We start from the raw sequence: 16,996 nt of genomic DNA, 5'->3' as shown, positions 1-16,996 counted from the left end.
CTCGAAACTGGGATATCTGCCACCGACCGTTTACGAACGGGCGATGGCGTCAAAATCACCTATTGAGGTGTCCGGAATTAGTTGACCACTACACACACCGCCTTCGTGAGCAAGCCCACTCCCACCGGTTTCACCGCCAACCCCCCCCAATCCATGACCACCCCGACCCCCTGTGGGAACGGGCTTGCTCGCGAAAGCGCAAGATCAGCCAAAGTAGCTGCGCCTGACACACCGCCTTCGTGAGCAAGCCCACTCCCACCGGTTTCACTGCCAGCCCCAAACTCCATGACCACCCCGATCCCCTGTGGGAGCGGGCTTGCTCGCGAAAGCGCAAGATCAGCCAGCGTCGCTTTGCCTGACACACCGCCTTCGTGAGCAAGCCCACTCCCACAGGGTTTGCTGTCAGGCACAAAAAAGCCGCGCGATCCAGTGATCGTGCGGCTTGGTGTGTAAGGTGTATCAGCTATCCAGTTTGTTGCTCAGCACCTTGCCGGTGGTGGCATCAAAGTCCACGTCGTACTCTTTGCCGTCGGCAGTTTTGAGTTCGACTTCGTACTCATAACCGTTGAAGTGGTTATCCAGATCGGTGTCGGTGATGGTCGCACCCGGGTGCAGTTCCAGCGCTTTCTGGTTCATGCTTTCCAGCGATTTGATCTTGCCGGATTTGACCAGTTCGGGGATCTGATCGACACGCACATCAGCCTGGGCCAGGCCTGCGGTGAGGGTCAGAGCGGCGGCGGTAAACAGGGCAGTCAACGTTTTCATCGGGTCATTCCTTGGGTTGTTTGTTGAAGTGGCCTCAGGTTAACCACCGCAACTTAATTCACCCTTAAAACACCGCATCGTCCGCAGAATGCTCTTGTGGGAGCGAACCTGCTCGCGATGCGGACACCCCGGTGACCGATCAGAAACCGTTGTTCTTCAACACCTGATCAACACTGGCCGCTGCCGGGCGTTTATAGAACTTCAACAGTTCGCTGGCGCGGTTGGTGAAGATGCCATCGACGCCTGCGGCCATGACCTTCTCGAAGTCCACCGGCTCATCGGCCGTGTAGACGTGCACCAGCAAGCCTTGATCGTGGGTGTATTGGTTCATCCAAGGCTGCACCAGATCCGAGTAGCTCTGGTCGCCGCCATGGGTCAGCTTCGCCGAAGGGCCGGTACCGATCGCACCATGCGCCTTGGCGAAGTCGACCCACTGCTTGAACTCGGCATCGGACGTCGGTTCCTGTTTACCGTAGAAAGCGTTTTTGTCCTTCTCGCCGGACTCGGCAAAAGTCACCTTGGATTTCGGCTCCATGCCGCCTTCGCCCACCCACAGCAGCAGGATCTTCGGCACTTGCGGCATTTCCTTTTGCAGCAGTTCGAGGCTGTTCTTCTCGAAGGTTTGCAGGATCACCCGGCCTTTGCCCTGACCGACGCTCGTTTCGCTCTTCGCCAGTTTCGAACCGGCCCGGCTCAACCAGCCGCGATCCTGCAGTTTCTCTTTCAGATCGTGTTCGATCCCGGGGAACAGTTGCGGCTCTTTGGTCTCGATATACAGACCAGGCTTGTGCGCTGGGTTGGCCTGGGCAATGTTGATGATTTCATCGAGGGTCAGAATTTTCAGCCCCGCGTAAGACGGGCGTGCGCGATCCGGATACGCCTTGTTGTACCAGCTACCGGCGTCGAGGGTTTTCAACTCGGCCATGGTGAAGGCATTGGCCGGGCTGTCTTTACGGTCCGGGAATTTGGTCGCGACGTCGGTGGTGCGTTGCAGGGTGTTGTCGTGCAGGGCGAACAGCACGCCGTCCTTGCTGCGCTGCAAATCCATTTCCAGGTAGTCGGCACCCAGATCGCGGGCCAGTTTGTATGAGGCGGCGGTGGATTCCGGGGCATCGAAGGAAGCGCCACGATGGGCGATCACCGCCGGATGCGGAATGCCATGAGCGGCGGCGACTGCATTGGGATCAGTCTGGCTGGCGGCATGCGCCTGACCAAGGCCGAGCAGCAGGCTCAGCATGAGGGCGCTTTTGGTGAACGTGGCGGGCATGTTCGAGTTCCTTTCGCAGGGCAGTTTCAAAGACGTACCTTTTAACAACTGAATCGATTGCCCGCCATCGCCAGACCGACATAAACGTATTAAAAGCCATTTTTCCTGCACTTTTGTGTCGCCGTTTGCAGTACGCTTGCCCTCGGCAGACGCTCCGGCAGAGAGCGCGCCGTCCAATTGCCCTGTGTGTAAACCATCGATCATCTTTCGTGAGGTTTACCATGCACATCACCTCCCAACTCATCTGCCAGGCCGCCGACGACCTCAAAGGCTTTGTGGGCCTCAACCGCAAAACCGGTCAGTACATCGTGCGTTTCAGCGAAGACTCGTTCGGCATGGACGTGGCCGACGACGGCATTATTCCCACCCGTGAATTCGTCTGGGCACCCGCGTCGCCGCAGACCATGACGCTTAAACGCGAGTTGATTCAGTTGTTGCTGAATCAGAATATCGATGACCGCCTCAACATCACCGAACCGTTGCGCGTTTACATGCACAAGCGCGAAGTGCCAGAGATTGTGGCGATGCGCAGTCTGGTGCAGGGCTGAGGGTTTTGTCGTGACGGTGAGTGCCTCTTCGCGAACAAAACCGCTCCCACACTGGCTCTGTGGCGCTCACCAATAACCTGTGGGAGCGGGCTTGCTCGCGAAGGCGCCCTAAAGCACGGCACAGCACCTACTGCCCAAACCGATACTCACGCTCAACCCTGCACACCCGCGTATGGAACGCCGAATACCAGATCGAGCGCCCTCGTTCCTGGATCACCCGATGCTCAGGATTTTGTCGCCACGCTAAAATCGCCGCCTCACTCTCCCAGTACGAAACCGTGATCCCGACACCATCCGCCCCGCGAATCGAATCAATTCCAAGAAACCCCGGCTGTGCGCCCACCAACGCCATCATGCGCTCGGACGCCTCGGCATAACCGTTGTCGCCCTCGGTGCGGGTTGAATTGAAAATCACCGCGAAACAATCTGTAGTCGGCTTCATCAACGTTGCTCCCTGCAAGCCTCGACAAACGCTCGCACCAACGGCGGCATCTGGCCCTTGAGCGCCGCACGTTCCGGTTGAAACAACGTTGCGACAAAAAACCGGTGATCCTTGAGTTCGAATGCCCGCAAATCCCCCGCTGAATCATGCCCCACCGCCTGGAGCTGATGTTTGAGAAGGTCACTCGCGTAGTGTGGATTCACACCGTAGCGGCAGCGATAGCCTTCATGAATCTGCGACGTTTCGTACGCTTGGGCGATCAACGAGCCGGGTAGCAGATGAATGCTGTCCACGGCTTCGATCAGCGAGCAGCTCAGAGGCGTGAGCACGGCTCGCTCTGAATCGGGTGAAGTTTCGCCATGCTCAGCGTCGGCCCAGCCCAGCACATGGCGGGAAAACTCCAGCACGGCATGCTGAAAACCGCCGCAAGTGCCGAGGAAAGGGCGCTGCTGCTCGCGGGCAAAGCGGATCGCCCGCAGTGCGCCAGCTTCACTTTTGTAAGGGCTGGCCGGCACGCACCAGAAACCGTCGAAGCCTCCCAGTGGTGTATCGGCGTGGATGTGTTCGGTGGCCAACCAGTCCAATTGCACAGGTTGGCCGAGGTGTTCGGCGACCAGACCGAGTGCCACGGGGATGGCTTGATGGGCGGTGACTAGCGGGTCGTAATCGCCGATCAGGGCGATGCGGATGGCGCGGCTTTCCATGGGGGTTCCCTGCGCTTGTTGATTGATGGCACCCACTATAGATTGGCGTTCACGCACTCAATATTGGCGTTTACCCAAGTGATCAATGCACCGACGCACTATCGGCTCGACTATCCGGATCTGGCCCTGATCCTCGCTTTGGTGCGTGGCGGCTCTCTGGCCCGGGCCTCACAGCTGCTGAAGGTTGACGTGTCGACGGTGTTCCGCGCCGTGCGCCGTCTGGAGGCTGCCCTTGGCCGCGAATTGTTTGAAAAAAGCCGCGCCGGCTATTTACCGACGACGCTTGCACAGACGCTGGCCGAGCAGGCCGAACGTGCCGAGCAAGCACTGGACGCCGCGCGGATCGGCGTGGAGCAGGGTGGCGAAGTGATCAGCGGCACGGTGCGTCTGACGTGCACCGACTCGGTGTTGCAAGGCTTGCTGCTGCCGGCGCTGGCGCAGTTCATGCCCAACTACCCGGCGCTGACCCTCGAATTGAGCACCTCCAACGATTTCGCCAACCTTAGCCGTCGTGACGCCGACATTGCCCTGCGCCTGACGCGCACACCGCCGCAACATCTGGTCGGACGGCAACTGGCGAAGATTTCCTACCGGGTCTGCGCCAGTGTGCGCTACCTGCACAGCGTCGATGCTTCGGATCTGGCAGCGCTGACCTGGATCGCCCCGGATGACTTTCTGCCCGATCATCCGACGGTCGCGTGGCGTCGTCAGCACTTGCCCGGCGTGACCCCGGGCTATCGCTGCAACAGCATGCTTTCCGTCACCGAACTGGTGCGCGCCGGCCTCGGTGTGGCGGCGTTGCCTGATTTCCTGATCAGCGACGGTTTGCAGGCGTTGAGCGAGCCGTTGCAGGGCTACGACACCGCCCTGTGGTTGCTGACCCGCCCGGATTGCCGGGCATTGCGCTCGGTGGTCACGCTGTTCGATGAGCTCGGGCGAGCCCTGCGTCTGCCCTGATCAACGCAGTGGGTTCTGACACACATGCGCGTGTAACTCTTTGGTCAGGCCTTCGATGCGTTCGCTCAGGTCTTTGGTCATTTCAGTGAGGCGGGTGTTCTGTTCCAGCAGTTCAAGCAGTTGCGTGGTGTTCCTCGCGGCTTGGGCCTGGCGCTCGGTGTTGGCTTGCGCCAGTGCTTCACGGTGTTGCGCGTCGGCGTCGGCTTGCGCCTTGTCGCGTGCGGCCTGACGGGTTTGCGCCAGCAGGATCAGCGGCGCGGCATAAGCGGCCTGCAAGCTGAACGCCAGGTTCAGCAGGATGAACGGGTAGACGTCGAATTGCGTCACACCCCACACGTTGAGGCCGACCCACACCGCGACAATCAAGGTCTGCGCGCCAAGGAACAGAGGCGTACCGAAGAACCGCGCAAACGCCTCGGCCCGCAGCGCAAATTTATCGTTGCCAAAGGTTGTGGCGAGGTGGGCGTGGGGGCGGTGGAAGCGCAGGTGGTCGGTGGCAGGTGTTTCAGCTTTTTCAGTGATCATGATGCACTCGGCAGGGCTTGGGACGTGCAGTCACTATAGCGCTGCGTTTTGGCCGCCCGCGCGCACAGGTTAAGTCGTCGTACACAAATTGTGTGGTTGACTCAATCTCTGTGGGAGCGGGCATGCCCGTGATGGCCGCGACTCGGTCTACCAGCGATGCACAGATATCAGCCAGGCGCGTGCTCGTTGGCAAACATGCTGACCGCCTGCACCGCTTCACTGGCGCCGTCGCGAATCTGCAAAATCACCGTGCCCGCCTGATTCGCCAGTTCAACGCCTTGCGCCGCGCGACCTCGGGTGCCGTCCATACTTTTGATCGCTTGCCGGGTCTCGTTCTGGATCAAGGTGATCATGCTGGAAATCTCCGCCGTCGAACCGCTGGTGCGCGCCGCCAGTTGTCGCACCTCGTCGGCCACTACTGCAAAACCGCGACCTTGCTCACCGGCGCGCGCCGCTTCGATCGCCGCGTTGAGCGCCAGCAAGTTGGTTTGATCGGCAATCGCACGGATGGTGTTGACGATGGCGGTGATCTGCTCCGAGCGTTCGCCCAGTTGCGCAATCAAGGTTGAAGACTGGGCAATATCCTCGGCAATTTCGCGCATTTCGCTGGCGGCCTGCTGGATCACCTGTGTGCCTTGCTCGGCGACTTTTCGAGTCTCCACCGAGATGTGATAAGCCGCGCTGGCGCTGCGCGCGTCCTGTTCGTGCTGCACCACGCGGGCGGTAACGTCCGAGGCAAACTTAACCACTTTGCACAAGCGCCCGGCGGCGTCGTAGACCGGGTTGTAGTTGGCCTCAAGCCATACCGGTTGCCCGCGTTTATCAATACGTTCGAACTGTCCGTGGAAAAACTCGCCCTGGTTCAACCGACGCCAGAAATCTTCGTAAGCACTGCTGTTGACCATTTCCGGCGTACAGAACAAACGGTGATGTTTACCTTTGAGTTCGGCGAGTGTGTAACCCATGCGCGTCAGAAAATTCTGATTGGCTGTAAGAATACTGCCGTCAAGGTTGAACTCGATGACCGCCATCGCCCGGTCGATGGCCTGCAGCTTGGCATTGGTCTCGCTTTCCTGCTGCATTTTGGTGGTCACGTCCATGGCGTACTTGACCACTTTCACCACACGTCCCGAAGCATCCTTGATCGGGTTGTAACTGGCCTCGAGCCAGATGGGCTCGCCCTTGCTGTCGACCCGTTCAAAGGTGCCTGACAGAAACTGGCCGTTCTTCAGTTGTGACCACATCTGCGTGTACTGAGCACTGCGGCCGAACTCCGGCGTGCAGAAACGTCGATGTGGCTGGCCGATAGCCTGCTCGGGCGTGTAACCCATGGTCTTGAGAAAGTTGTCGTTGGCACGCAACACCACGCCCTCAAGGTCGAATTCGATCACCGCCATCGAGCGATTGATCGCATTGAGCAGGCCGGCTTGCTCGGTGAGGGTTTGCTGGAGATCGTCGATGACGGACTTCTGGCGATTGAAAAACATGCTCGCAGTACTCTGGAAATAGGTTGGGTTAAGGATTCAGTCCTTATTCCCTCGCTGGCAGGCCGAATGCGCGGGCGGCATTCGGCGTTGGCGGCTCAATGCCAGCATTCCATGACTGACAGCTCGCTACTTATACAAAACTTCATAAACTTGTACAAGAAAGTAATTTTTTGCAGGTTTGTATAAGTTTTCTATTGGCATTGTTGCAAGCTTTCGAGCAGGTGCAAGCGACGCTGATGGCGCTGTAAGGCTTTAATTTAAAGGTGTGCAGCGATTTTTTGGATCCGTTTTGCAGTGGAGGGCGATCTTGTACAAGTTTTTAGGCCGCGTCGAACCGAGACTCAGGCTCACGCTTAGCGCCCGCAACCTCACTGAGCACCGCAGAATGGGGGGCGAGCGGTGAGTCAGCGTTGATAACGGGCCAGAAACATTTCCAGTGCCGATTCGGCGACTGTGTTCTGCATGTCGGCATCGAGAGCAGCGCGGCCCATCGACATTTGTGGCCAGAAGCCAAAGGCTTTGAGCAATCCCTGCACCTGGTGCGTGGCGAACTCCGGGTCGACCGGTTTCAGTCGGCCATCGGCCTGCGCGGCACGAATCCACACAGTCAGACTTCCCTCGTGTTCACCCATGCGCTCGACCATGTTTTGCGCACGCTCTGGGGAATGAACGGTTGCGGCAATCGCCACCCGCGCCAATGTAAGGAAGTTCTCGTCCGCCATCATCTGCACCTTGGCCTGCAATATCTGCCGCAACTGATCGCTCAACGGCTGATCGGGGCGATAAATCACCGACGGCTCGGCGCTGATCCGTGCCCATAACTGGTCGAGAATTTCGGCGAAAAGCGCTTCTTTGCTGGGGAAATGGTTGTACACGGTGCGCTTCGACACACCTGCGGTGGCCGCGATCTTGTCCATGCTGGTGATCTCGAAACCGTTGGCGCGGAATTCGGCAATCGCCGCCTGAATGATGGCTTCGCGTTTACGGTCGGTGAGGCGCTGTGGAGCAGTCATAGATACGCTTCGGCAAGGATGGGATGAAATTACACTTGGCAGTTTACTTGCCGTGCGCTTTCATGCAACCTAGAAACTACACCGATCAGTGTAATGTTGCGTTAATCCACGCAGCCTAAAAACCAGACAGTTCGGCCTGTGCGTGCAGCTTGGCCATTTATCGTCCCATCGTGGAAAACCGCGAATTGCGCGGTTTTCTGGAGTCATTCAGTCATGGCCAATCCAGATTCGCTCCCGGATAAAAATTCCACGCCTGACGCCTCTCGACAGGATCAGGGGCTGTTCCGCAATCATGCGCCGGTGCAGCGCGAAGGTGTTCGTAAAATGCTGCGGATCATGTGGAACATGATCTTCCACAAACCGCGCAACACCCGGCCTGCCGCCGCCATCCCGGTACAGCCGCTGACCCGTGAAGACCTGCTGGCAGCGCCAAACCAGAGCATTTATCGCCTCGGCCACTCGACCTTGCTGCTCAAGATGCAGGATAAATTCTGGATCACCGACCCAGTCTTCGCCGAGCGCGCATCGCCGGTGCAATGGGCTGGCCCGAAACGGTTTCACCAGCCACCGATCAGCATCAGCGAATTACCGCCGATTGAAGCGGTGATCCTGTCCCACAACCACTACGACCATCTCGATTACGAGGCGGTACTCACGCTGGCCGCCAAAACCAACGTGTTCCTGACCCCGTTGGGCGTCGGCGACACCCTGATCAAGTGGGGCATCGATGCCAACAAAGTTCGTCAGTTCGACTGGTGGCAAGGCACCGAAATCGCCGGCATCCGCTTCATCGCCACGCCGTCGCAGCACTTCTCCGGCCGAGGCCTGTTCGACGGCAACAGCACGTTGTGGGCGTCGTGGGTGATGATCGACGCCGACACGCGAATCTTCTTCAGTGGCGACAGCGGTTACTTCGACGGCTTCAAGCGTATCGGCGAACAGTACGGCCCGTTCGACCTGACCCTGATGGAAACCGGTGCTTACAACGTCGAATGGCCACATGTACACATGCAACCGGAACAAACCCTGCAAGCGCACATCGACCTCAAGGGTCGCTGGCTGTTTCCCATCCACAACGGCACGTTCGATTTGGCAATGCATGCCTGGCATGAACCGTTCGACCGCATCCTGTCACTGGCCTGGGAACGCAGTATTTCGATCACCACCCCGCAAATGGGCGAGGCGTTCAACCTGACGCAACCGCAGCGTGGGAATGCATGGTGGTTGGAGGTTGAAGGGGAGAGTGAGGCGGTTGTGCAAAACGCCTGATCCCGATGAGTGAATGCTGACGTTGTCTTGTGGTGAGGAGATAAATCCCCTCACCACAACTGCTCACTCCGCCATCGCATAACCCCCACGCCCCGCCGATTCCACAGCCATCCCCGCCAAACTCGCACTACGCCCCGGCGCAAACCCGGGGAAGAACACCAACCCCAACGCCTCAAACCGATACGCCAGCGCCAGACGCGCCGCATCGGCGATCTCTTGCTGCGCCTCGAACCGTTGAATGTCGGCTACCGAAACTTCAGCTTCCCGCGACAACTGCTCCACGCTCCAGCCCAGCATCGCTCGGGCCTGGACGCAGTGAGTCGGGGTGAACTGGAAAAGGGCAATGCGTTCGAGGATATGGTTCATCGCAAGAGAGGCCATGGTGTGCTCCGGGCTCAAGAGTGCTGATTGAAAATATACTGTGTTTTTGTACAGTTGTTTTTGGCCGGGATCAAATGCATTTTTTGATTTGCCTTAATTAGCCGCCTCCAACCAGACGGACGGTGCCTGACCGAGAATGCGCCGGAACATCGTCGAGAACGCTGCCGGGCTCTGGTAGCCAAAATCCAGGGCAATCCGCGTGACCGCTTCACCCGACGCCAGCCGCGCCAATGCCTGTATCACGCAGGCTTGTTGTCGCCATTGACTGAAGCTCAACCCGGTCTGTTGCCGAAACATTCTGTTGAAGGTACGCAAGCTTATGTGTAACTGGTCCGCCCATTCCTTTGGTGATTGATGGGCGTACGGTTGATGCAGAAAGTTCTGACACAGCGCGAGCAGTTTTCCCTCAGTCGGCAGGGGAATGTGTAAGGGCAATGGCGCACTGCGCGCCAGTTCATGCAGCAACAGATCGATCAACGCGCCGTCGCGGCCGCTCTGGTCATAGGTCAGCGGCACGTCGACCGCCTCCATCAGCAAATGCCGCATCAGCGGCGACACACTGACCACCTGACAGCGGCCACCCAAGTCCAGCGCGCCCGGTTCGATGTACAAACTGCGAGTGCTCACGCCGAGCATCAACACCTCATGCGCCACCCCCGGCGCAATCCACACCGCGCGCTGTGGCGGCACCACCCAATTACCGTCATGGGTGCTGACCTGCATCACCCCGGTCGCGCCGTACAACAGTTGCGCGCGCCGATGCGTATGAAACGGCAACAGATGACCGTGGGAATAATCCGTACCGATCGCCACCACCGGGCGCGGCGTGTCATCCAGCAGATTGATCGAAACATTGCGCATTGAGGACTCTCAGCCATTGGCGTAAACGCAAACATTATTGGCTGACTTGCTGAAGCAGGCCAAGACCTGCCGCTCTATCGTCGACCGCTCCTCACCAACGGACGACGCCTCCATGCTCTACCTCTTATTGACCCTATTCGGCTGCCTGACCGGCATCACCGCCGTGCTCTTTGGCTTCGGCGGCGGCTTCGTCGTCGTACCGCTGCTCTATCGTCTGCTCACCGCCAGCCACGGCGCCGCTGACCCCGTCGGCCAATCGGCCATGCACATCGCCGTCGCCACCTCGACCTGCGTGATGATCGTCAACGCCCTGATCGCCACCGACAAACACCGCCGCGCCGGCAACCTGATCCGTCATTATCTGTGGCCGCTGGGAGGGTTTATCGGGCTTGGTGCGGTTATCGGTGCGGTCGCGGCGGTGTGGGCCAGTGGCGAAGTCATCCGCTATGCCTTCATCGCCTACCTCGGCGTGACCATCATCGACTGCTTGCTCAGACGCGGCTTTCTCACCCGCAATGAAGGCGTCGTCCCCCGCCGACTCAGCAGTACAGAAATATCCGGCGGCGGTGTAGGCATCGGCGCCATCGCCACGTTCCTCGGTGTAGGAGGCAGCGTCATGACCGTGCCGCTCTTGCGTCGTTGCGGACTGAGCATGTCCCAAGCAACGTCCATGGCCAATCCGTTGAGTGTGCCGGTGGCAATGGCTGGGACGCTGACCTACATGGCCCTGGCCGGGCTCAGCGAGACGGATCTGGGACCATGGTTTATCGGTTACGTAGACCTGCTGGCGTTTGCGGTGCTGACGGTTGGCTCGTTGATAGGGATTAGACTGGCCGCGCCGTGGATCGGACGGATTCCGGATCGGGTGCATGCGTGGGTCTATATTGGATTGCTGATTGTCGTGCTGCTGGTTATCTCGATAAAGTGAGCCTTACAGACCGATGAGCAATCGTGAGATCTCGGCTCAGAGCTGTGAGAGCGCATTTCAGGCACCGCTCGCCAGCCCTGCAACACTGGATGGGCAGAAGAAATCAAACATGACGACAGAGCATCATTTCCCGTATTTAGCAGAGAACCAGGATGTTGATTTTCAATTGCACCGAGGCCGCCAGCAAATTTTTCAGCCGTATCCACAAGGGCAAAAAGATCACGCCGTTGGACAATAAACCGCCGTCATCCGTCATTGAAGACGATGAACTGGCCGGTTCTGACGAGCAATGGTTGGTACACGCGATAACCGTGCAACGTAAGCATGTGCTGATCGCCATCCACGTTAAAACCCGTTATTGCATGATCTTTGCCGACGCGAAGAAGGCTGACGCCGAAGGGTTTGTGGCGCGATTTGTCGAGCGTTGGGCCAGCGGGTTGTTGATGCATGCGTTGAAGCACGATCTACAACAGTGGCTCGATCCCGACTTGATATTGGCGCGGATGACGCAGACCTGTGAGCAGCAAACGTTCTATCGGCGCAGCCACCGCAGTGCGCAAAAGCACATTGATGAAATTGCCTGGATCTTCCAGAGCAAGGCCGCTCAAATCGGTTGTTTACCGCCTGATGAAGACACCGCCAGGGTGTTTGACGAGCAGATGAATGACACGCCCAGAAACAGCAAGGGCGTGAAGACGTATTACTTCCCGGATGAGGAAATGACGCTCCACTGGCTGCGTCATTATTGTTTTCTCGATGACGTTCAACTGCATGCAGCCAAAGCGCGCCGCAAGCAAATAATCCTGGAGAACGCGGCCATCAAGCGCGAAGCCTGGTTGGAAGAATACGAGCGACAACACTCGAATACTTAGAGTGCACTCGCCATAATCCGCCCCGAACTTACCCGCGCCGGCATCCATCTTCCGGCGCTGCCTCTGCCTCTCTCAAGGATCGATCAATGCTCAAGGGACTGTTGCGTCCGGCAACCTGCGCCGCTGCGCTGTTCACGCTGATTTCCACCGCCCATGCCGACGAGGGTCGGCATGTATTCACCGGCACGCTGGGCAAAACGCCCATCGTCGTTGAGTTGAACACGGAACAGCCGGACGAAGTGAGCGGCCGCTATTTCTACGAGAAGTATCACCGCGACCTGGCCCTCAGCGGTTGGCTGCAAGACGGCACGTTGAACCTCGTTGAAGGCGACAACCGCTACGGCGAAGACAAGCCGCTGCCGACCTTGAAGCTGGAAGAAACCGCCAACGGCTGGCAGGGCGAATGGCAAAGTCCGCAAGGCAAAAAACTGCCGGTGAAACTGGCCGAGGCCAAACTGCCTGCGCCGACATCAACCACGTTGCCCTTCATTGCCTCACTACCCAAAAGCTCGCCCTACGAGTATTTGCGCCTACAGGGCCTTAAGCTCAAACCCGTGAAGAAAGAAAACTTCATGGGCTATGACCTGCAATGGTGGACGGAACCTGAGTCGACGATTTCGCTGTTCAGTGTTGAATCGGGCCTGCCCAAAGATGACCTGCAACGGGTCAATCAGCAGTTGCTCGGGCGCCTCTGGAGTGAAGTCATCAGTTACCACTACTGCCAGTTACAGGGTGGGGACAACGTCGAATTCGTGCAGCAGGCCGAACCGAAGCTGATTTCACCCGCGCTCGTCAGCCTGAATATTTCAACCAGCTACTACTGCGGGGGCGCGCATCCTGACTTCGGTGATTCGCCGCTCAATATTGATGTGAGCAGCGGGCATTCGCTGTCGCTGGAAGATGTGTTGTGGGTGGGCGAGGGCAAGCCATTGCTGCACGCCGATCGCGACAGCTTGGGCGATCAGCCATTGAGCTCCGCGCAAAGCAGTGCGCACTCAACCTATCAACGTGAAGTGCTCGCGCCGTGGCTGGTCAAACAACTCACCGCGCTGTATCCCGATGAAATGAAGAAGCCGGCAGAGGAGGATGAAAACAGCTGCGACTATACGGACGAAAGTATCTGGGGGTATCCATCCTGGCACTTCACCGCCAAAGGCTTGTACCTGGGCGCCTACTTTGCGCGCGTCGCACGCGCCTGTGATGCGCCCGAGTGGCCAGTGCTGCCGTACTCACTGATCAAACAACACCCTGGCGCCGTCAAACTGCAACTGCCCCAGGGCTAACCGTCACGCCAGACCTGGCGCTTCACGAATGATGAAGTGATCCAGGTTCTCGATATCGGCATTGAAGACCTCGAAAGGCTTTTCGGGGTTCTTCTTGCCCGGCACCTGCTTCAACTCCGGCGTCACGCCATAGAAGAAACAGAACAACGCCTTATCACTGTCGACCGCCTGCGTGATCTCTTCCAGAAACGCTTTGCGCTTGCGGTAGTTGTCGATCAACTTTTTGTTCAGATAGACGCTGACCGTGTAAGGCTTCTTTTTGCTGTCTTCAGGCTTCTTCCACCAGACCCTGCCTTCGAAATCGATACGAAAACTGGCGCCGTGGAAGTCCTCGATCTTCTTGATCCGGCCCCAGTAAATCAGCCCCTTGTTGTCCATCAAGAACTTGATCGGTTTGAAGAACGAACTGTACGGCGCCGTGTGCTCGGCGATCTTCAACGGCATACGCTTGAGCAACGCCTTGTCGGCGAAGTTCGACACAAAACACTCCACCGGATGCGCAAACACACTGGTCTTGTCCGGCGCAGACTCACGACTCGCTGACTCTTTACCACTCACCGCCGCCACCCGCACCGGATCATCGCGCAACACATCCGCCGCCCCCGCAGGCGCGGCAGGCTTACGCACATACTCACGCCGCGTCAGCAACAACTCCGACGGAAAATGCTCCTCCCGCCCGTCATCCCCCTCGCCATCCGCCGTCTCAACGCCAGACGCCGACGCCTTCAAACTCACATACGGACAACCCGCCACATGCTGCGTAGTGGGCAAATTTTTGAAGTGCGGCGTGCGCACGTAATTCACATTCTTGGCGTTGAACGTACCCAACGCGTTCGACGCATCGAACGCCGAACGACAGGCATCGTTGGGGCACTGGAAGTGTTCCTTCGCGGAGTCAAACGCCACCGTCTCATCGAAATTGAGATCGCGAACGTCATAGATCGACAACTTGTCGTCGAGGCCGAGGCAGTAGGCGAAATCGAATTTCATGGTGGGGCTCGGATCCTTGAGGAGAAGATGGTGAGTTAACGCTAGTTAACGAGTTAGGGGAACACGTCGCTATTTAAAAGCATCGCCTATAAATAGTGGTTCTTTGCTTTGTCATGTATTGAAACCCTTTTGGAGTTTGGCGACTATAGGAATTTTCCTACAGCCATTGACTACAAAAGGCGGCATTCGTGGTGATCAAAGCGGTCTCGAAGGAACGAATAGGCAGCGCGATGCTGGAGTTTGATCATAAATTTCGGAGTAGGCCTGAGTGGCGAGACTGGGAAAACAACCAAGCTCATCGTTATGCCATTGATGCGGGGGGTGAGCTGTACCCAGTGAAGAAAATCATCTCTCTGGCGACTGGTATTTCCGTAGGCGAGTTTTCGGGTGGGCATCCGGCCAACAGCTACCTTAAGAAGCGAGGCTTCACTATTGTGGAGTTGCCGCGAGGAGAGGGTGAGCTTGTGTTGCAGTTCACGCCGGGGGCTGTTTACGATCGAAAAACTGAAATCAATGGTGCGTTCGGCGGTAGCCGGCAAAGTGGCATTGCAGCGTCAGCTATCTATCCAGTGATTTTTTTGTTCACTGGCGATAGCGGTGAACAATACGGTTATGCAGATCGTTGGGACGACGGCGCCTACCTTTACACGGGTGAAGGACAGCGAGGTGCGATGACTTTGACTCGTGGCAACCGCGCCATTGCTGAACATGCCGTGGATGGCCGAGCACTGCATTTGTTCAAGTCACTCGGCAAAGGTAAAGGCTGCGCTTATGTGGGTGAGTTTTCTTGTGCTGATATGTTCACGCGGACTCAACCGGATGTAACTGGCCAGGATCGTGCGGCTATTGTTTTTCGACTAGTACCGGTCGGTATTTCTGGCGGAACGATTGAAGTTGGTGACGAGGACGAGGATAAGGCTGACCTTCCCGAGTCTCTGGCTGCTGCGCGGCTGGTCGCGCTGGCTGCGTGTAAGCTTGCCAGTGATGGAGTCGGGCAATCCGCACCGCGTAAGATTTATCAGCGTAGCCGGAAGGTCTCGTTTTACGTATTGATGCGTGCTCAGGGAATATGTGAAAGCTGTGAGATGCCAGCTCCGTTCTTGAAGAAAGATGGCAACCCCTATTTAGAACCGCATCATGTGAATAGGCTCTCCGATGGTGGTTTAGACCACCCACGGTATGTGGCAGCTGTATGTCCAAGTTGTCATCGGGAAATTCACTCTGGGGTGCATGGCGCATTCGTGAATCAGAGATTGAAGCTTCGGTTGCAAGCAATTGAAGGTTGAGTATTCCAATCACGGTTGTTCTTTTTCGCACCCATACGATCGCCGAGGGTGCAAACCCTCGGTCGAATTGAATGGCTGTCATGAACGCCTTGTGAAGGGTCGTGGGGCTCGCAAGTGCTCCTATAAACGTCACCTAGCCATATAGCGCCTCGAAGATTGGAGCGCCTGAGCAACTCGTCGCCACCAAGGTCGAATCGTAGTTGCTCTCCGCTGCGGCTGATCATTTAACAGGTAAGGCATATCCCGAAGCCGAATCCAGCCCTCATCCTGCCAATGCAGCAAACTCAAAGACATCTCCGGCCAATCCAACAAGCTCAACATTGGCCGATTTGAATTTCCCGAATCTGCAGCGTCACGCAAGGCCGGCACCACCTGATGAGTCAACCACTCACGCAACAATCGATTCCCCGGAACGTAGTGATACACCAATAGCGCGTAGACGCCGGACTCGCTGAGCATCAGTTGCTTTTCGGATTGCCGGGAAAATTCAATCCACAAGACGCACCGCTGATCCTTGTCCAGTTTGTTGACCATGCGTTCGCTCAGATGGACACCCATCAAACGGCCGATATCGCGGGCGCAGAACCATGGTTGGTTTTCGAGTAGAAGGGCATGAAGAGCGAGATTGTGGCGAGAGAAGACGGTTACAGAAAAAGGATCGGGCATATCCATGACCTCTACGTTTAGATTTTGGAGAGCCTGGCCCCAACGTAGAGTGGACTTAAGAAATCCCAACGAGCAGGCAATCACCACCGACGACTTGTGCGTCTGTGGGTTGACCATGCTTCTACGTTGGGCGTTTCTTAGGCACCTGCGATTGAGCTTAGAGGTGCTTGTGGAGGGTATCAATGCGGAAGCGACTGTAACTGTTGTAGGACATTTAACGCTGCGGTGTAGGGATGGAAACGGATTACCCATCGCCCATAAAAAAGCCCCGATCAGATCGGGGCTTTTTACTTTCTCGACTCGTCGACTCAGGCAGCAATCGTCAAATCGTACCAAGCGAGACTATTAGTCCCAGCTCAGAGCACCACCAGTCTGATACTCAATAACCCGCGTCTCAAAGAAATTCTTCTCTTTCTTCAAGTCCATAATCTCGCTCATCCAAGGGAACGGGTTAGTCGTCCCTGGATACTCTTCCTTCAAACCAATCTGGCTCAAACGACGGTTAGCGATGAACTTCAGGTAGTCCTCCATCATCGCCGCGTTCATGCCCAGTACGCCGCGAGGCATGGTGTCGCGGGCGTATTCGATCTCCAGCTGCGTACCCTGCAGAATCATCTGGGTCGCTTCTTCCTTCATTTCGGCATCCCACAGGTGTGGGTTTTCGATTTTGATCTGGTTGATCACGTCGATGCCGAAGTTCAGGTGCATGGATTCGTCGCGCAGGATGTATTGGAACTGCTCGGCGACGCCGG

The 16,996-nt window shown here is 57.3% G+C and carries 19 protein-coding genes; 7 read left to right on the top strand and 12 right to left on the bottom strand.

Annotated features, from left to right (window positions below):
- Window positions 1-459: 459 nt before the first annotated feature.
- On the bottom strand, window positions 460-765 hold the full coding sequence (locus ACIOU6_RS26200) for a PepSY domain-containing protein (protein WP_401139474.1): 306 nt from the start codon (window positions 763-765) through the stop codon (window positions 460-462).
- Between the two features lie 139 nt (window positions 766-904).
- Window positions 905-2,032, bottom strand: coding sequence for a glycerophosphodiester phosphodiesterase (locus tag ACIOU6_RS26195; RefSeq protein WP_221730757.1), 1,128 nt, complete (start codon window positions 2,030-2,032; stop codon window positions 905-907).
- A gap of 221 nt (window positions 2,033-2,253) precedes the next feature.
- Between ACIOU6_RS26195 and ACIOU6_RS26190 the strand changes: the two genes are divergently transcribed.
- Window positions 2,254-2,580 (top strand): DUF2025 family protein, encoded by a 327-nt coding sequence (locus ACIOU6_RS26190; RefSeq protein WP_221730758.1) that lies wholly within the window; start codon window positions 2,254-2,256, stop codon window positions 2,578-2,580.
- A gap of 127 nt (window positions 2,581-2,707) precedes the next feature.
- Here the strand turns inward: ACIOU6_RS26190 and ACIOU6_RS26185 are convergent, their stop codons facing one another.
- Window positions 2,708-3,022 carry an antibiotic biosynthesis monooxygenase gene (locus ACIOU6_RS26185; protein WP_221730759.1) on the bottom strand — a complete coding sequence of 105 codons (315 nt, stop codon included), beginning with the start codon at window positions 3,020-3,022 and terminating at the stop codon, window positions 2,708-2,710.
- The gene (locus tag ACIOU6_RS26180; protein WP_401139470.1) at window positions 3,022-3,726 is read right to left on the bottom strand and encodes a CTP synthase; all 705 of its coding nucleotides are present in this window, start codon (window positions 3,724-3,726) and stop codon (window positions 3,022-3,024) included. The genes ACIOU6_RS26185 and ACIOU6_RS26180 overlap by 1 nt, the downstream gene beginning before the upstream one ends.
- A gap of 15 nt (window positions 3,727-3,741) precedes the next feature.
- Here ACIOU6_RS26180 and ACIOU6_RS26175 point away from each other — a divergent pair, with 15 nt between their 5' ends.
- Window positions 3,742-4,683: a LysR family transcriptional regulator gene (locus tag ACIOU6_RS26175; protein ID WP_221730761.1), complete on the top strand. Its 942-nt coding sequence runs from the start codon at window positions 3,742-3,744 to the stop codon at window positions 4,681-4,683.
- Here the strand turns inward: ACIOU6_RS26175 and ACIOU6_RS26170 are convergent, their stop codons facing one another.
- The 3 genes from ACIOU6_RS26170 to ACIOU6_RS26160 form a co-directional block, all read right to left on the bottom strand.
- Window positions 4,684-5,208 (bottom strand): DUF1003 domain-containing protein, encoded by a 525-nt coding sequence (locus tag ACIOU6_RS26170; protein WP_221730762.1) that lies wholly within the window; start codon window positions 5,206-5,208, stop codon window positions 4,684-4,686. It abuts the gene before it with no gap.
- A gap of 167 nt (window positions 5,209-5,375) precedes the next feature.
- Entirely contained in the window at window positions 5,376-6,695 is a 1,320-nt protein-coding gene (locus ACIOU6_RS26165) for a PAS domain-containing methyl-accepting chemotaxis protein (RefSeq protein WP_221730763.1), read from the bottom strand.
- A gap of 404 nt (window positions 6,696-7,099) precedes the next feature.
- Window positions 7,100-7,708: a TetR/AcrR family transcriptional regulator gene (locus ACIOU6_RS26160; protein ID WP_221730764.1), complete on the bottom strand. Its 609-nt coding sequence runs from the start codon at window positions 7,706-7,708 to the stop codon at window positions 7,100-7,102.
- 213 nt (window positions 7,709-7,921) lie between these two features.
- On the opposite strand from ACIOU6_RS26160, the gene ACIOU6_RS26155 reads away from it, so the two are divergent.
- Window positions 7,922-8,977: an MBL fold metallo-hydrolase gene (locus ACIOU6_RS26155; RefSeq protein ID WP_401139467.1), complete on the top strand. Its 1,056-nt coding sequence runs from the start codon at window positions 7,922-7,924 to the stop codon at window positions 8,975-8,977.
- A gap of 63 nt (window positions 8,978-9,040) precedes the next feature.
- Here the strand turns inward: ACIOU6_RS26155 and ACIOU6_RS26150 are convergent, their stop codons facing one another.
- Together ACIOU6_RS26150 and ACIOU6_RS26145 are read right to left on the bottom strand one after the other, a co-directional pair.
- Entirely contained in the window at window positions 9,041-9,358 is a 318-nt protein-coding gene (locus ACIOU6_RS26150; protein WP_401139464.1) for an XRE family transcriptional regulator, read from the bottom strand.
- A 93-nt stretch (window positions 9,359-9,451) separates the two neighbouring features.
- Window positions 9,452-10,219: an AraC family transcriptional regulator gene (locus ACIOU6_RS26145; RefSeq protein WP_401139461.1), complete on the bottom strand. Its 768-nt coding sequence runs from the start codon at window positions 10,217-10,219 to the stop codon at window positions 9,452-9,454.
- A gap of 112 nt (window positions 10,220-10,331) precedes the next feature.
- Between ACIOU6_RS26145 and ACIOU6_RS26140 the strand changes: the two genes are divergently transcribed.
- The 3 genes from ACIOU6_RS26140 to ACIOU6_RS26130 all read left to right on the top strand — a co-directional run bounded on the left by ACIOU6_RS26140 (window position 10,332) and on the right by ACIOU6_RS26130 (window position 13,302).
- Window positions 10,332-11,147, top strand: a complete 816-nt coding sequence (locus ACIOU6_RS26140) for a sulfite exporter TauE/SafE family protein (protein ID WP_401139480.1) — start codon at window positions 10,332-10,334, stop codon at window positions 11,145-11,147.
- Window positions 11,148-11,299: 152 nt separating this feature from the next.
- Window positions 11,300-12,019, top strand: a complete 720-nt coding sequence (locus tag ACIOU6_RS26135; RefSeq protein WP_401139458.1) for a DUF6933 domain-containing protein — start codon at window positions 11,300-11,302, stop codon at window positions 12,017-12,019.
- Window positions 12,020-12,105: 86 nt separating this feature from the next.
- A complete protein-coding gene (locus ACIOU6_RS26130) occupies window positions 12,106-13,302 on the top strand; it encodes a hypothetical protein (protein ID WP_401139455.1) in 1,197 nt (398 codons plus the stop codon).
- A gap of 3 nt (window positions 13,303-13,305) precedes the next feature.
- On the opposite strand, the gene ACIOU6_RS26125 is transcribed toward ACIOU6_RS26130, so the two are convergent.
- A complete protein-coding gene (locus tag ACIOU6_RS26125) occupies window positions 13,306-14,292 on the bottom strand; it encodes a hypothetical protein (RefSeq protein ID WP_401139452.1) in 987 nt (328 codons plus the stop codon).
- A gap of 188 nt (window positions 14,293-14,480) precedes the next feature.
- Between ACIOU6_RS26125 and ACIOU6_RS26120 the strand changes: the two genes are divergently transcribed.
- Window positions 14,481-15,578 carry an HNH endonuclease gene (locus tag ACIOU6_RS26120; RefSeq protein ID WP_401139449.1) on the top strand — a complete coding sequence of 366 codons (1,098 nt, stop codon included), beginning with the start codon at window positions 14,481-14,483 and terminating at the stop codon, window positions 15,576-15,578.
- 129 nt (window positions 15,579-15,707) lie between these two features.
- Here the strand turns inward: ACIOU6_RS26120 and ACIOU6_RS26115 are convergent, their stop codons facing one another.
- Window positions 15,708-16,244, bottom strand: coding sequence for a Bro-N domain-containing protein (locus ACIOU6_RS26115; RefSeq protein WP_401139477.1), 537 nt, complete (start codon window positions 16,242-16,244; stop codon window positions 15,708-15,710).
- A 345-nt stretch (window positions 16,245-16,589) separates the two neighbouring features.
- Window positions 16,590-16,996, bottom strand: a 407-nt coding sequence (locus ACIOU6_RS26110; protein WP_181196921.1) for a ribonucleotide-diphosphate reductase subunit beta, incomplete at its 5' end; no start/stop codon positions are given.

It is taken from the genome of Pseudomonas sp. NPDC087615 (assembly GCF_044743445.1).
GTDB lineage: Bacteria > Pseudomonadota > Gammaproteobacteria > Pseudomonadales > Pseudomonadaceae > Aquipseudomonas > Aquipseudomonas baetica_A.
This window is presented reverse-complemented; position numbering and strand designations above follow the sequence as displayed.